The sequence below is a fragment of the Serratia sp. SA088 genome, assembly GCF_049065515.1.
Taxonomy (GTDB): domain Bacteria; phylum Pseudomonadota; class Gammaproteobacteria; order Enterobacterales; family Enterobacteriaceae; genus Serratia; species Serratia nematodiphila.
In genome coordinates, this window is the sequence record NZ_JBAKGW010000005.1 from 190128 (window position 1) to 202960 (window position 12833).

A 12833-nucleotide genomic window follows, 5' to 3' on the forward strand; every position below is an offset into this window, starting at 1 on the left:
GCGCCGACATCCCGCGGCCAATTCATGTAATCTGATAGACAGAGCCTTACACGATATTCAGGAGTCAACAGTGCAGATTTATCTGGTCGGCGGCGCCGTTCGCGACAGCCTGCTCAACATTCCGGTGGTCGATCATGATTGGGTGGTGGTGGGCGCCACGCCGGCGGAGCTGCTGGCGTTGGGCTACCAGCAGGTCGGCAAAGATTTTCCGGTGTTCCTCAATCCCGATACCCACGAGGAGTACGCGCTGGCGCGCACCGAGCGCAAATCCGGCCAGGGGTACACCGGTTTTACCTGCTATGCCGCGCCGGACGTCACGCTGGAAGAAGATCTGCTGCGGCGCGATCTGACCCTCAACGCCATCGCTCGTTCCGCCGAAGGGGAACTGATTGATCCCTACGGCGGCGTGGCCGATCTGCAGGCGCGCGTGCTGCGCCACGTTTCCGACGCGTTCGGCGAAGATCCGCTGCGCGTGCTGCGCGTGGCGCGATTCAATGCTCGCTTCGCCCATCTGGGTTTTCGCATCGCCGACGAAACGCTGGCCTTGATGCGCCGGATGGCGCACAGCGGTGAACTGGCCGCGCTGACCGCCGAACGCGTCTGGAAGGAAACCGAAAAGGCGCTGCAAAGCCAGAGCCCGCAGGTCTATTTTCAGGTGCTGCGCGACTGCGATGCGCTAGCGGTGCTGTTCCCGGAAATCGACGCGCTGTTCGGCGTGCCTGCTCCCGCCAAATGGCACCCGGAGATCGACACCGGCGTGCATACGCTGATGGCGCTGGCGATGGCCGCCCGCCTCACTCCCGAGGTGGACGTACGCTTCGCCACCCTGTGTCATGACCTCGGCAAAGGGTTGACGCCAAAAGAGTTCTGGCCGCATCACCACGGCCACGGCCCGGCGGGCGTGCGGCTGGTCGAAGCGCTATGCCAACGGCTGCGGGTGCCCAATCCGGTGCGCGATCTGAGCAAGCTGGTGGCCGAGTACCATGATTTGATCCACACCGTGAACAAGCTGCGGCCGGAGACCCTGCTGAAGCTGTTCGACGCCATCGACGTCTGGCGCAAGCCCCAAAGGCTGGAGCAGATGATCCTGACCAGCGAAGCGGACGCGCGCGGCCGCACCGGCTTTGAGGAGAATCCTTATCCGCAGGGCGACTATCTGCGCCAGGCGTATCAGGTGGCGAACGCGGTATCTATTAAAGAGGTGGTAGCCAGCGGGCTGCAGGGCACCGCGATCCGCGATGAGCTCAAACGCCGTCGCCAGCAGGCGCTGGCCGACTGGAAGCTCAACCAAACCATCCTCAACGATCAGGCATAAAAAAAACCCCGCAGAGCGGGGTTTTTTCTTGCCATCGGGCTTACAGGAATACCATGTAAACCACGGCCGCCACGATAAAGCGGTAGATGGCAAACGGCACGAACGAGATGCGTTTGATCAGCGACAGGAAGGTCTTGATCGCAATCAGCGCCACCACGAAGGCAGTAACGAAACCGACGGCGAACATCGGCAGATCGCCCCAGGTCAGGAAGTGCAGGCTCTTGTACAGATCCAGGCCGCTGGCGCCAATCATCATCGGCACCGCCAGGATGAAGGAGAACTCGGACGCCGCATAGCGGTTTACGCCCACCAGCATACCGCCGGCGATAGTGGACCCCGAACGGGAGAAACCCGGCCACAGCGCCAGGCACTGGAAGCAGCCGATCATGAACGCCTGGCGGTAGGTGATGTCATCCAGCCCTTCCGCTCTCGGTGTCTTCGGCTTCAGCCATTCCGCCGCCAGCAACAGCAGGCCGCCGACAACCAACGCGTACATCACGTTTTTCGGCGCGAACAGCGATTTAATCACATCGTGGAATACCAGACCCAGCACCACCGCCGGGATCATCGCCAGCAGGATATGCCCCAGCTTCAGTTGACCGCTGGTTTTGCCCTCGTGCTCCACCGGCTTGCCGCCGAAATGGATGCCGATCAGGCCGAACAACCGGCGCCAGAACATCACCACCACGGCCAGGATAGACCCCAGTTGGATGATGACTTCAAAGGTTTTGGCTTTGTCGCCGGTAAAACCCAGCCACTCGCCAACGATAATCATATGCCCGGTGGAAGACACCGGCAGAAATTCGGTTAACCCTTCGACAACCCCAAGAACAAACGCAATAAACAGTGAATGCATGTCAGCCATGTGCTTCGCTCACCCCATAAAATAACGGCCATCACATAAAAAAGCGGCAGTGCTTAAAAGACAATGCCGCTAAAACAATTCTCAGGATTAAGACCAGCTTAACGGTCTTTCGTTGCAAGCAGATGACATAAAATCATGCGGGACGAGTGCCGCGCTCAATGATCACGCCGACCCGATTGGCATGTGCTACAGCGCCCGGTTTGCTGACCTTAATACGGACCCACGGGGAATTGAAGCGTTGAAGCAAAATTTCGGATATTTCCTCCGCCACGCGCTCCACCAGCGCGAACCGGTTCGATTCAACATGCTGGATCACGGCGTCGCTGACATCGGCATAGCTCAGACAGTCAGTTACATCGTCGCTGGCGGCGGCCGGCCGGTTATCCCAGCCCATTTCGATATCGAACACCAGCTTCTGACGAATGCCCTGTTCCCACTCATAAACGCCAATGGTGGTAATTACGGTAAGCTCTTCAATAAATACGATATCCATCACGTCATTCTCTGTTTTTGGCCTTGCCGGATACCACTTCCAGCGGAATGTGCGTATTATCCATAGATGTTGCGAGTAAAACGACCATTATTAAACGGAACCGCGTTATGAGTGCTACCGCGCTTGGCATGATTATCTTCGCGTATCTGTGCGGCTCGATTTCCAGCGCGATCCTGGTTTGCCGGATCGCCAGGCTGCCGGATCCGCGTGAACATGGCTCAGGAAACCCCGGGGCGACCAACGTCCTGCGCATCGGCGGCCGACTGGCGGCGGCGGCGGTGCTGGTGTTCGATATTCTGAAAGGGATGCTGCCGGTCTGGCTGGCCTACAAACTCGATGTGCCGCCGCTATATCTGGGCCTGACGGCGATCGCCGCCTGCCTGGGGCACATCTATCCGGTGTTCTTCCACTTCCGCGGCGGTAAAGGCGTGGCGACGGCGTTTGGCGCCATCGCACCTATCGGCTGGGATCTGACCGGCCTGATGACCGGCACCTGGCTGTTGACGGTGCTGCTCAGCGGCTACTCTTCGCTCGGCGCCATCGTCAGCGCGTTGATCGCCCCGTTCTACGTCTGGTGGTTCAAACCGCAGTTCACCTTCCCGGTAGCGATGCTCTCCTGCCTGATCCTGATGCGGCATCACGACAATATTCAGCGCCTGTGGCGCGGCCAGGAAAGCAAGATCTGGGGCAAGTTCCGCAAGAAGAAAAACGACGCGGATAACGGCGACCAGCCGAGAGAGGAATAACGGAAGGGCCGGATAATCCGGCCCTTTGCTTTATACCGCAGGCAGTTCCGCCAGCGGCCAGCGCGGCCGCACGGAAACGCTCAGCTCCGGGTTGGCACCGCTCTTCAGGCGCACCATGCCGGCATAGGCGATCATCGCGCCGTTGTCGGTGCAAAATTCCGGGCGGGCATAGAACACCTCCCCGCCGCGTTTCTGCATCATCTCCGCCAGTTTGGCGCGCAGCGTGCGGTTGGCGCTCACGCCGCCGGCCATCACCAGGCGTTTGAAGCCGGTCTGCTCCAGCGCGCGTTTGCATTTGATCGCCAGCGTATCCACCACCGCATCCTCGAAGGCGCGGGCGATGTCGGCACGCGTCTGATCGTCGTTGCCGTTGGAGCGAATGGTGTTGGCGGCAAAGGTTTTCAGCCCGGAGAAACTGAAGTCCAGCCCCGGACGATCGGTCATCGGCCGCGGGAAGGTGAAACGCCCCGCCGTGCCCTGCTGCGCCATCTTCGACAGCATCGGCCCGCCAGGATAATCCAGGCCGAGCAGCTTGGCGGTTTTGTCGAACGCTTCGCCGGCCGCGTCGTCGATCGACTCGCCCAGCAACTCATACTCACCGATGCCGGTGACGCTGATAAGCTGGGTGTGGCCGCCGGAGACCAACAGCGCGACGAACGGAAACGCCGGCGGGTTGTCTTCCAGCATCGGCGCCAGCAGGTGGCCTTCCATATGGTGCACCGGCACTGCCGGCACGTTCCAGGCGAACGCCAGCGCGCGCCCCACGGTTGCGCCGACCAGCAGCGCCCCCACCAGGCCCGGCCCGGCGGTGTAAGCCACGCCGTCGATATCGGCCGGGGTCAGGTTGGCCTCTTTCAGCGCCGCCTGAATCAGCGGCACGGTTTTGCGCACGTGATCGCGGGAGGCCAGTTCCGGCACTACGCCGCCGTAGTCGGCGTGCAGCTTCACCTGGCTGTATAATTGGTTGGCCAACAAACCGGTTTGATCGTCATACACTGCAATTCCGGTTTCATCGCAGGACGTTTCTATACCCAGTACTCGCATTACATTTCCCATCATTCACGTGCGGCCGCCAGTCTACCACATTCCGCCGCATTTACCGCCGGTGCGGCGCATCTTGTCACCGGCTTGCGCCTATGTCGATGATTCATCCAGAAAATGCCTGAGCGATTAAACACGAGCATTTTTTTCTGATTAGTCTATAATCAGCGCCCGGTGCAAAATTGCGCACGTTGCGGCAGAGCGACGCGGGTTTCAATTTGCTGTGATGCTTTACAAAGCAGCATCCATTGGAGTAAAATTCCGCACCATTTTGAAAAGGCTGGCGCTTGGCCAGCAGCAAACCGAATTTTATTGAGGTGAGAGGCACATGCCGGTAATTAAAGTACGTGAAAACGAGCCATTTGACGTTGCTCTGCGTCGTTTCAAACGCTCTTGCGAAAAAGCAGGTGTTTTAGCTGAAGTTCGTCGTCGTGAGTTTTATGAAAAACCAACTACCGAACGTAAACGCGCTAAAGCTTCTGCTGTGAAACGTCACGCGAAGAAACTGGCTCGCGAAAACGCACGCCGCACTCGTCTGTATTAATTCTTCGGGGGCAACCCCACCGCGTGAATTTCTGATTTTCAAAATCGCGCAGACCGAGTAGTTGCATACGAAGGCCGTGCTTTCCGAAAGGAATGCGCGGCTTGTTCTCGTTTATAGGCTAATGAAGTAAGGGCTTATGGCTGGACGAATTCCGCGCGTATTTATCAATGACTTGCTGGCTCGCACCGACATCGTCGATTTGATCGACGCCCGCGTGAAGCTCAAGAAGCAAGGCAAGAACTATCACGCGTGCTGTCCGTTCCACCACGAAAAGACGCCTTCCTTTACCGTTAATGGCGAAAAGCAGTTTTATCACTGTTTTGGGTGTGGTGCGCACGGCAACGCCGTCGACTTTTTGATGAATTACGACCGACTCGAGTTTGTCGAAACCATCGAAGAACTGGCGACCATGCACGGGCTGGAAGTGCCTTACGAAGCGGGCACCGGGCCAACCCAGATCGAACGCCATCAGCGCCAGAGCCTGTACCAACTGATGGAACAGCTCAGCGCGTTCTATCAACAGTCACTGCAGCAGTCCTCCGGGGCGCCGGCGCGCAACTATTTGCAGCAGCGCGGGTTAAGTGACGACGTTATTCGCCATTTCGCCATCGGCTTCGCGCCGGCGGGATGGGACAACGCCCTGAAGCGTTTCGGCCGCGACGCCGACTCGCGCCGCGCATTGAACGATGCCGGCATGCTGGTGACTAACGATCAGGGGCGTTCGTACGACCGTTTCCGCGAACGGGTGATGTTCCCCATCCGCGACAAGCGCGGGCGCGTGATCGCCTTCGGCGGCCGCGTATTGGGCGACGGTATGCCGAAGTACCTGAACTCGCCGGAAACCGAAGTTTTCCATAAGGGCCGCCAGCTGTACGGCCTGTATGAAGCACAGCAGAACCACCCTACCCTGCAGCGGCTGCTGGTGGTGGAGGGGTATATGGACGTGGTGGCGTTGGCGCAATTCGGCATCGACTATGCCGTCGCCTCGCTCGGCACCTCGACGACGGCTGAACACATTCAGCTGTTGTTCCGCGCCACCGACAACGTCGTCTGCTGTTACGACGGCGACCGCGCCGGCCGCGAAGCGGCCTGGCGGGCGCTGGAAACCGCGCTGCCGTACCTGAATGACGGGCGCCAGCTGCGGTTCATGTTTTTGCCCGACGGCGAAGATCCGGACACGCTGGTGCGCAAGGAAGGCAAAGAAGCCTTCGAGCAGCGAATGGAGCAGGCGCAGCCGCTGTCCACGTTCCTGTTCGAAAGCCTGCTGCCGCAGGTGGATTTAAGCAGCCCGGACGGGCGCGCCAAGCTGAGCACGCTGGCGCTGCCGCTGATTACTCAGGTGCCGGGCGAAACGTTGCGCTTGTACCTGCGCCAGGAGCTCGGCAACAAGCTGGGGCTGCTGGACGACAGCCAGCTCGACAAGCTGATGCCCAAGCAGGCTGAAAATGCGAATCCTTATCAGGCGCCCCAGCTAAAACGCACAACCATGCGTATACTGATAGGGTTACTGGTGCAAAATCCGCAGTTGGCTACACTTATCCCTTCGCTGGAAGGGTTGGAGCAGACCAAACAGGCGGGATTGCCGCTGTTCGTCGAACTGGTGCAGACCTGTTTGGCGCAGCCGGGCCTGACGACCGGGCAATTGCTGGAGCTGTATCGCGACAACAAATTCAGCCAGCAGCTTGAAACCTTGGCGACCTGGAACCATATGATCGTTGAGGACATGGTCGAGCAGACCTTTTTGGATACATTGGCCAGCCTGTACGACTCGGTGCTCGAGCAACGGCTGGAAACGCTGATCGCCCAGGCCAGAACGCGCGGTCTGAGCGCGGAGGAACGTGAAGAAGTCCGTTCTCTCAACCAGGTTTTAGCGAAGAAAAACTGAATACCAAACGGCTTAAGTGCCGATAATTGCGAGGGCAGAGCCCTGCACAGTGCCGCCATAGTGGGCCGCGGCGATAACGAAAACGCCCCAAATGCTATTGTTGGCGGTTTCGCCGACCGACACCAACCTAAATACTCTGAAGTGTGGATACCGTCTTATGGAGCAAAACCCGCAGTCACAGCTGAAGCTACTTGTCACCCGTGGTAAGGAGCAAGGCTATCTGACCTATGCTGAGGTCAATGACCATCTGCCGGAAGATATCGTCGACTCCGATCAGATCGAAGACATCATCCAGATGATTAACGACATGGGCATCCAGGTGATGGAAGAAGCACCGGACGCCGATGACCTGCTGCTCGCCGAAAACTCGAACAGCACGGACGAAGATGCGGAAGAAGCCGCCGCACAGGTTCTGTCCAGCGTGGAATCCGAAATCGGCCGCACCACCGACCCGGTGCGCATGTACATGCGCGAAATGGGTACCGTCGAACTGCTGACGCGCGAAGGCGAAATCGACATCGCCAAGCGCATCGAAGACGGCATCAACCAGGTACAGTGCTCGGTTGCCGAATACCCGGAAGCCATCACCTACCTGCTTGAGCAGTACGATCGCGTCGAAGCGGGTGAAGCGCGCCTGTCCGATCTGATCACCGGCTTCGTCGATCCTAACGCGGAAGAGGACATCGCCCCAACCGCCACTCACATCGGTTCTGAACTGTCGAGCGAAGAGCAAGACGACGACGAAGAAGATGAAGACGACGAAGACGACGACACCGAAGACGACAACAGCATCGATCCTGAGCTCGCGCGTCAGAAGTTCGCCGAGTTGCGCGATCAGTATGAAGCGACCCGCCTGGTGATCAAGAAAAACGGCCGCAGCCACGCCAGCGCCGCGGACGAGATCCTGAAGCTGTCTGAAGTGTTCAAGCAGTTCCGCCTGGTGCCGAAACAGTTCGACTTCCTGGTCAACAGCATGCGCACCATGATGGACCGCGTTCGCACCCAGGAACGCATCATCATGAAGCTGTGCGTTGAACAGTGCAAAATGCCGAAGAAAAACTTCGTCACCCTGTTCGCCGGCAACGAAACCAGCGATTCCTGGTTTGAAGCGGCGCTGGCGATGGCCAAGCCATGGTCGGAAAAGCTGAAAGACGTTGCTGAAGACGTGCAGCGCAGCCTGCAGAAACTGCGTCAGATCGAAGAAGAAACCGGTCTGACCATCGAGCAGGTCAAAGACATCAACCGTCGCATGTCGATCGGTGAAGCGAAAGCTCGCCGCGCGAAGAAAGAGATGGTTGAGGCCAACCTGCGTCTGGTTATTTCTATCGCCAAGAAATACACCAACCGCGGCCTGCAGTTCCTGGATCTGATCCAGGAAGGCAACATTGGCCTGATGAAAGCGGTAGACAAGTTCGAATACCGCCGCGGCTACAAGTTCTCGACGTACGCCACCTGGTGGATCCGTCAGGCTATCACCCGCTCCATCGCCGACCAGGCGCGCACCATCCGTATTCCGGTGCATATGATTGAGACCATCAACAAGCTCAACCGTATTTCGCGCCAGATGCTGCAAGAGATGGGCCGCGAGCCGACGCCGGAAGAGCTGGCCGAGCGCATGCTGATGCCGGAAGACAAGATCCGCAAGGTGCTGAAGATCGCCAAAGAGCCAATCTCGATGGAAACGCCGATCGGCGACGACGAAGATTCGCATCTGGGCGACTTCATCGAGGATACCACCCTCGAACTGCCGCTGGATTCCGCGACCTCGGAAAGCCTGCGTTCCGCCACTCACGACGTGCTGGCCGGCCTGACCGCGCGCGAAGCGAAAGTGCTGCGCATGCGTTTCGGCATCGACATGAACACCGACCACACGCTGGAAGAGGTTGGCAAGCAGTTTGACGTTACCCGTGAGCGTATTCGTCAGATCGAAGCCAAGGCGCTGCGCAAGCTGCGTCACCCAAGCCGCTCCGAAGTGCTGCGCAGCTTCCTGGACGACTAAGTCCGGCTACCGCACCTAAAACAAAAACCCCGGCCTGCCGGGGTTTTTTTATGCATCAGAACATGCTGTTGCCGCTGGCGGTCTTCTCCGGCACCGGCTGCGTCACGTCCCAGTGTTCAACGATCTTTCCGGCGCTGTCCAGACGGAAGATATCGACGATCGCCGCGGTCTTGCCGGCCTCGCGCCCGCTGACCTCCACATGCAGGATCACGTAGTCGCCGTCGACGAACGCCTGTTTAATCTCGCTGTGCGAGTTGGGGTAACGCGTTTTCAGCAGCTCGACAAATTGACGAAAACCCGCCACGCCGTCTTTGGCGTTGGGGTTATGCTGTTTGTACTGTTCGCCCAAAAACGGCCGCGCCGCCGCAAAATCCTTGTTGTTCAGCCCCTGCCGATAAAACTCCAGCACGTTCTGCTTGTTGCGCGCTTCCTGCGGCGAATGCCCCGCCTGTGCGGCGCCGGTCACCAATAACAGCGCCATCAAACAACCTTTCATCATCGATGTCATCGCACACTCCCCTTATCTCATTGCAGCGCCAGGAACAGCTCGCGATAGCTGGCGGTCAGCTGCTCCAGCGTGGCGCGATTCAATCCGCTGGGGTTGGGCAATACCCAGACCTCGGTTTTTCCCAGCATCATCGTCTGCTTGCCCCAGGGCGCGTTTTTCACCCCGAAGGCGGTGGTGAACGCCTGCTTGCCCAAGATCGCCAGCGCGCGCGGCTGATAGCGCAGGATTTTCTCTTGCAGCGCCTCACCGCCGCTGCGCAACTCGTCGCGCGACAGCTCGCTGGCCGCCACCGTCGGGCGCGCCACCAGCGCGGTAATGCCGCAGCCGTTGTCCTTCAGCTGCTGCCACTGCTCCGGCGCCAGCTGGCTCGCGGTAAAGCCGGCCTGATGGATCACCTTCCAGAAGCGGTTGCTGCCGTTGGCGAAAGGATAGCCCTGATGGGCGGAAGAAAGGCCGGGATTGATGCCGCAAAACACCACCCGCAGGTTGGGCGCCAGAAGTTCCATGAGTATCGTGAGTCCATTGCAGGGATTTACTGCGGTTATCGCAAAATCCGCCAGCAATTACAACAGGCTAGAACTGCGCAGAAAAGCAACATACGGGCGGGTAACAGTAGACCGATGCTTAAGGATTCCCTATAATCTCGCGGCTTGGCCCCTTAGCTCAGTGGTTAGAGCAGGCGACTCATAATCGCTTGGTCGTTGGTTCAAACCCAACAGGGGCCACCAAATTTTAGCTTTAAAATCATATAAAAAAGCCACTTTTCTCGAAGTGGCTTTTTTATTTCTTGCTCACAGTGGCGGCAAAATGGCGGCAGTATGCCAACACTCTCAGCTATCTTTCCCCTCTTAACCAGCCTATAGACAGACTTACCAGGAAGCCGGCAAAGAAGATCGCGACAGCCGCAGCGATAGATTTCCACCACTCATCAAACCAGAACAAGGCAACAAATGCCGCTATAGAGAACAGGCCAATGACTATGGACTCAGCCAAGTCAGCAGTTTGTCGGCCAACAAATTTAACGAACTTCACAAGAAAGGATTTTAGCCAGTTCATTGATTTTATTACTTAACGATAGGAAGTCATCATCACTTAACCATTAGTTAAAATCCAACCGCTGGCTTTTGATTGATCTATCCGCTATCGCTCGCCTCTCACAAGGCTACACAAAGCAATAGTGACAAACACCAGCAACAGGAATATTGCCGCGCTCAGAATTCGTTGCCACCATTCGTCGAACCAGAACAGTGAGCCAAACGCAGCGACAGAAAATATCCCGCCCAAAATCGCTTCCACAAGGTGCGACAATCCTTTACCGAGCTTACTGCCCCAAGACTTTAGATAGCTCATGATTCACACCTTCACAGAACATTTTCGATTTGCTGGTATAGGCAACAAAGGGTTCAAGATACTCCTCCGCCAGAAAGTAGATCATGTCCAAATTTCGTGGCGTGAGCTTATGGTACGTTGAGGGATATTGTTCCCGCAAACGACGCGAAGAAACGGCGGCCTGTTCAATAATTCCTTGTAAAAGAATGATGTTTAGCCCAGCAATGGTGACACCTTTGAATACCCATTTGAAAAGTGTGCTGCCGATAACCTTTTTCAAAATATGGTGTGTGATTTGCTGAACCAGAATGAACTGCGTCCCCATACGTCCTGTAAGATAACCCTCTACATGGTTTAATTTTTGGCTTAGCGCGGTTTGTGTTTGCAGATCCATCCGCTGATAGCAGTCACGGATAATCACCGCTATCAGCTCACGTAGCGGGGCTTCGATACCATAGCCGGCACGAACGACCTTGATGAACCGTTCCGTTTCGATTTCATTGCGGCGCTTAAGCTCTCGACCGCCGAGCCCTGCTCCCTGCCATGTCCTACGAGCACTATAGACAATGCCCCTTGGTAAAGACTCTATTCCCTCAAGAATTCCTTGAGCTACGGCTTTCGCATCCATAACAATCCCTTATCAGCGCCCTGGCCGTACCCTATACTAACTTCGCTTAAAATATCAACACCCCTTTCATCCTAATGAAGGGCGCCCCTCGGCATAATGGCTTTTTTGTTTCCCACCACCGTGCCACACTGCCATTTCGGCATTCCTGATTTATTTCGCCCCATAAGGATCCCGCATGATCGTCAACTGCGACCACGACAACCTCGACGCCTGGCTGGCGCTGCGCTCGGCGCTGTGGCCCACTTGTCCGTTGGAAGAGCACCGCGCGGAGATGCGCGAAATATTGGCTTCGCCGCACCACACCGCGTTTATGGCGCGGGGGCTGGACGGCGTTTTCGTTGGCTTTGCCGAGGTCGCGCTGCGCCACGATTACGTCAACGGCTGCGAGTCGTCGCCGGTGGCGTTTCTGGAAGGGATCTATACCGTCGAACACGCCCGCCGCCAGGGCTGGGCCGCGCGATTGATCGCACAGGTGCAGGAATGGGCCAAGCAGCAAGGCTGCAGCGAGCTGGCGTCGGATACCGACATCGCCAATCTGGACTCCCAGCGCCTGCATGCGGCGCTGGGCTTTGCCGAAACGGAACGGGTGGTGTTTTACCGTAAAACGCTGGGCTGATCAGGCGGCCTTGCTTTGCCGCTGATGCGCCAGCTGCTCGGCGCGCAGCAGGATCTCCTGCAGATCGTCCTCATCGATATCGAACAGATCCCCCTCCATCAGCGCCTCGTGCAGATCGGCGCGGGTGATGGAAACGGCATCGATCGGCAGATTGGCCGGCTTGGCCTCCGCCGGCGCCAGCGCGTGCGGGTAGCGCCGCCCGGCCAGGTTATTGAACAGAATGGCCAGCGCCGCCAGCAGCACCGAGTTCAGCAGCACCGGGTACAACACGAAGTGGTAGCCCATCTGATGAATGCCGGGGCCGCCGAGGATGGCGGTCAGCGCCACCGCGCCGCCGGGTGGATGCAGGCAGCGCAGCTTGAACATCAGGCCGATGGCCACCGCCGCCGCAGCGCCGCAGGCCAGGCCCGGATCGGGGATCAGCAGACCGGCGCTCACGCCCACCGTCGCCGCCAGCGCATTGCCGCCAACGATCGACCAGGGCTGCGCCAGCGGGCTGTTGGGCACGCCGAACAGCAGCACCGCCGAAGCGCCCATCGGCGCGATAAACCACAGGTTTACCTCGCCCAAAATAAAGTGGCTGATCCAGCCGGCGAGCATCAGCCCCAAACCGGCACCAACGCTGGAAATCAGCATCTCTCGTTTGCCCACCGCCAGCGGGTGCGGCCACAGGCGCGCGCATCCCACTTTCACTCGTTCTATCCACTGCGTCTTCATGTTACCCAATACGGCTCAATTCACGTGTTGGCAACAAATATATCACATCATCCTGAAGGAGCTCACGGCGCCGTAAACCGCGCCGCCCAAGAACTTTTAGGCTAACAGATTGATTTTTAGCCTCCCCTCGACAATGATGAATGTTCC

General features: G+C 58.0%; 13 protein-coding genes and 1 tRNA gene. 7 read left to right on the plus strand and 7 right to left on the minus strand.

Features of this window, described 5'->3' with window-relative positions:
• Positions 1-70: 70 nt before the first annotated feature.
• Positions 71-1315 (plus strand): multifunctional CCA addition/repair protein, encoded by a 1245-nt coding sequence (locus tag ACOWVD_RS14720; protein ID WP_004937206.1) that lies wholly within the window; start codon positions 71-73, stop codon positions 1313-1315.
• 40 nt (positions 1316-1355) lie between these two features.
• On the opposite strand, the gene bacA is transcribed toward ACOWVD_RS14720, so the two are convergent.
• Both bacA and folB read right to left on the minus strand, forming a co-directional pair.
• The gene (gene bacA, locus ACOWVD_RS14725; RefSeq protein ID WP_015379094.1) at positions 1356-2180 is read right to left on the minus strand and encodes an undecaprenyl-diphosphate phosphatase; all 825 of its coding nucleotides are present in this window, start codon (positions 2178-2180) and stop codon (positions 1356-1358) included.
• Positions 2181-2313: 133 nt separating this feature from the next.
• Positions 2314-2673 (minus strand): bifunctional dihydroneopterin aldolase/7,8-dihydroneopterin epimerase, encoded by a 360-nt coding sequence (gene folB / locus ACOWVD_RS14730; RefSeq protein ID WP_004937203.1) that lies wholly within the window; start codon positions 2671-2673, stop codon positions 2314-2316.
• Positions 2674-2780: 107 nt separating this feature from the next.
• Between folB and plsY the strand changes: the two genes are divergently transcribed.
• Complete coding sequence (plsY, locus tag ACOWVD_RS14735) at positions 2781-3419, plus strand: glycerol-3-phosphate 1-O-acyltransferase PlsY (RefSeq protein WP_049241501.1); 639 nt, start codon at positions 2781-2783, stop codon at positions 3417-3419.
• Between the two features lie 30 nt (positions 3420-3449).
• Here plsY and tsaD read toward each other — a convergent pair whose 3' ends face one another.
• Positions 3450-4463, minus strand: coding sequence for a tRNA (adenosine(37)-N6)-threonylcarbamoyltransferase complex transferase subunit TsaD (gene tsaD / locus ACOWVD_RS14740; RefSeq protein ID WP_004937199.1), 1014 nt, complete (start codon positions 4461-4463; stop codon positions 3450-3452).
• 325 nt (positions 4464-4788) lie between these two features.
• On the opposite strand from tsaD, the gene rpsU reads away from it, so the two are divergent.
• The 3 genes from rpsU (at position 4789) to rpoD (ending at position 8888) form a co-directional block, all read left to right on the plus strand.
• The gene (rpsU, locus tag ACOWVD_RS14745) at positions 4789-5004 is read left to right on the plus strand and encodes a 30S ribosomal protein S21 (protein ID WP_001144069.1); all 216 of its coding nucleotides are present in this window, start codon (positions 4789-4791) and stop codon (positions 5002-5004) included.
• Between the two features lie 136 nt (positions 5005-5140).
• Positions 5141-6889: a DNA primase gene (gene dnaG / locus ACOWVD_RS14750; RefSeq protein WP_015379098.1), complete on the plus strand. Its 1749-nt coding sequence runs from the start codon at positions 5141-5143 to the stop codon at positions 6887-6889.
• A 157-nt stretch (positions 6890-7046) separates the two neighbouring features.
• The gene (rpoD, locus tag ACOWVD_RS14755) at positions 7047-8888 is read left to right on the plus strand and encodes an RNA polymerase sigma factor RpoD (RefSeq protein ID WP_004937194.1); all 1842 of its coding nucleotides are present in this window, start codon (positions 7047-7049) and stop codon (positions 8886-8888) included.
• 55 nt (positions 8889-8943) lie between these two features.
• On the opposite strand, the gene ACOWVD_RS14760 is transcribed toward rpoD, so the two are convergent.
• Both ACOWVD_RS14760 and mug read right to left on the minus strand, forming a co-directional pair.
• A complete protein-coding gene (locus ACOWVD_RS14760) occupies positions 8944-9396 on the minus strand; it encodes a nuclear transport factor 2 family protein (RefSeq protein ID WP_164095347.1) in 453 nt (150 codons plus the stop codon).
• A gap of 17 nt (positions 9397-9413) precedes the next feature.
• Positions 9414-9902, minus strand: a complete 489-nt coding sequence (mug, locus tag ACOWVD_RS14765) for a G/U mismatch-specific DNA glycosylase (protein WP_053091216.1) — start codon at positions 9900-9902, stop codon at positions 9414-9416.
• Between the two features lie 146 nt (positions 9903-10048).
• Between mug and ACOWVD_RS14770 the strand changes: the two genes are divergently transcribed.
• Positions 10049-10124 (plus strand) — tRNA-Ile (locus ACOWVD_RS14770).
• Positions 10125-10717: 593 nt separating this feature from the next.
• Here ACOWVD_RS14770 and ACOWVD_RS14775 read toward each other — a convergent pair.
• Positions 10718-11353: a hypothetical protein gene (locus ACOWVD_RS14775; protein WP_049241496.1), complete on the minus strand. Its 636-nt coding sequence runs from the start codon at positions 11351-11353 to the stop codon at positions 10718-10720.
• Between the two features lie 175 nt (positions 11354-11528).
• On the opposite strand from ACOWVD_RS14775, the gene aac(6') reads away from it, so the two are divergent.
• A complete protein-coding gene (gene aac(6'), locus ACOWVD_RS14780; RefSeq protein WP_049241494.1) occupies positions 11529-11969 on the plus strand; it encodes an aminoglycoside 6'-N-acetyltransferase in 441 nt (146 codons plus the stop codon).
• On the opposite strand, the gene ACOWVD_RS14785 is transcribed toward aac(6'), so the two are convergent.
• On the minus strand, positions 11970-12686 hold the full coding sequence (locus ACOWVD_RS14785) for an HPP family protein (protein WP_049241493.1): 717 nt from the start codon (positions 12684-12686) through the stop codon (positions 11970-11972).
• Positions 12687-12833 lie beyond the last annotated feature (147 nt).

Bases quoted from the DNA above. Each gene is read 5' to 3' on its own strand.
- bacA (WP_015379094.1), bottom strand. From the start codon at position 2,180: ATGGCTGACATGCATTCACTGTTTATTGCGTTTGTTCTTGGGGTTGTC.
- folB (WP_004937203.1), bottom strand. From the start codon at position 2,673: ATGGATATCGTATTTATTGAAGAGCTTACCGTAATTACCACCATTGGC.
- plsY (WP_049241501.1), top strand. From the start codon at position 2,781: ATGAGTGCTACCGCGCTTGGCATGATTATCTTCGCGTATCTGTGCGGC.
- tsaD (WP_004937199.1), bottom strand. From the start codon at position 4,463: ATGCGAGTACTGGGTATAGAAACGTCCTGCGATGAAACCGGAATTGCA.
- rpsU (WP_001144069.1), top strand. From the start codon at position 4,789: ATGCCGGTAATTAAAGTACGTGAAAACGAGCCATTTGACGTTGCTCTG.
- dnaG (WP_015379098.1), top strand. From the start codon at position 5,141: ATGGCTGGACGAATTCCGCGCGTATTTATCAATGACTTGCTGGCTCGC.
- rpoD (WP_004937194.1), top strand. From the start codon at position 7,047: ATGGAGCAAAACCCGCAGTCACAGCTGAAGCTACTTGTCACCCGTGGT.
- ACOWVD_RS14760 (WP_164095347.1), bottom strand. From the start codon at position 9,396: ATGACATCGATGATGAAAGGTTGTTTGATGGCGCTGTTATTGGTGACC.
- mug (WP_053091216.1), bottom strand. From the start codon at position 9,902: ATGGAACTTCTGGCGCCCAACCTGCGGGTGGTGTTTTGCGGCATCAAT.
- ACOWVD_RS14775 (WP_049241496.1), bottom strand. From the start codon at position 11,353: ATGGATGCGAAAGCCGTAGCTCAAGGAATTCTTGAGGGAATAGAGTCT.
- ACOWVD_RS14785 (WP_049241493.1), bottom strand. From the start codon at position 12,686: ATGAAGACGCAGTGGATAGAACGAGTGAAAGTGGGATGCGCGCGCCTG.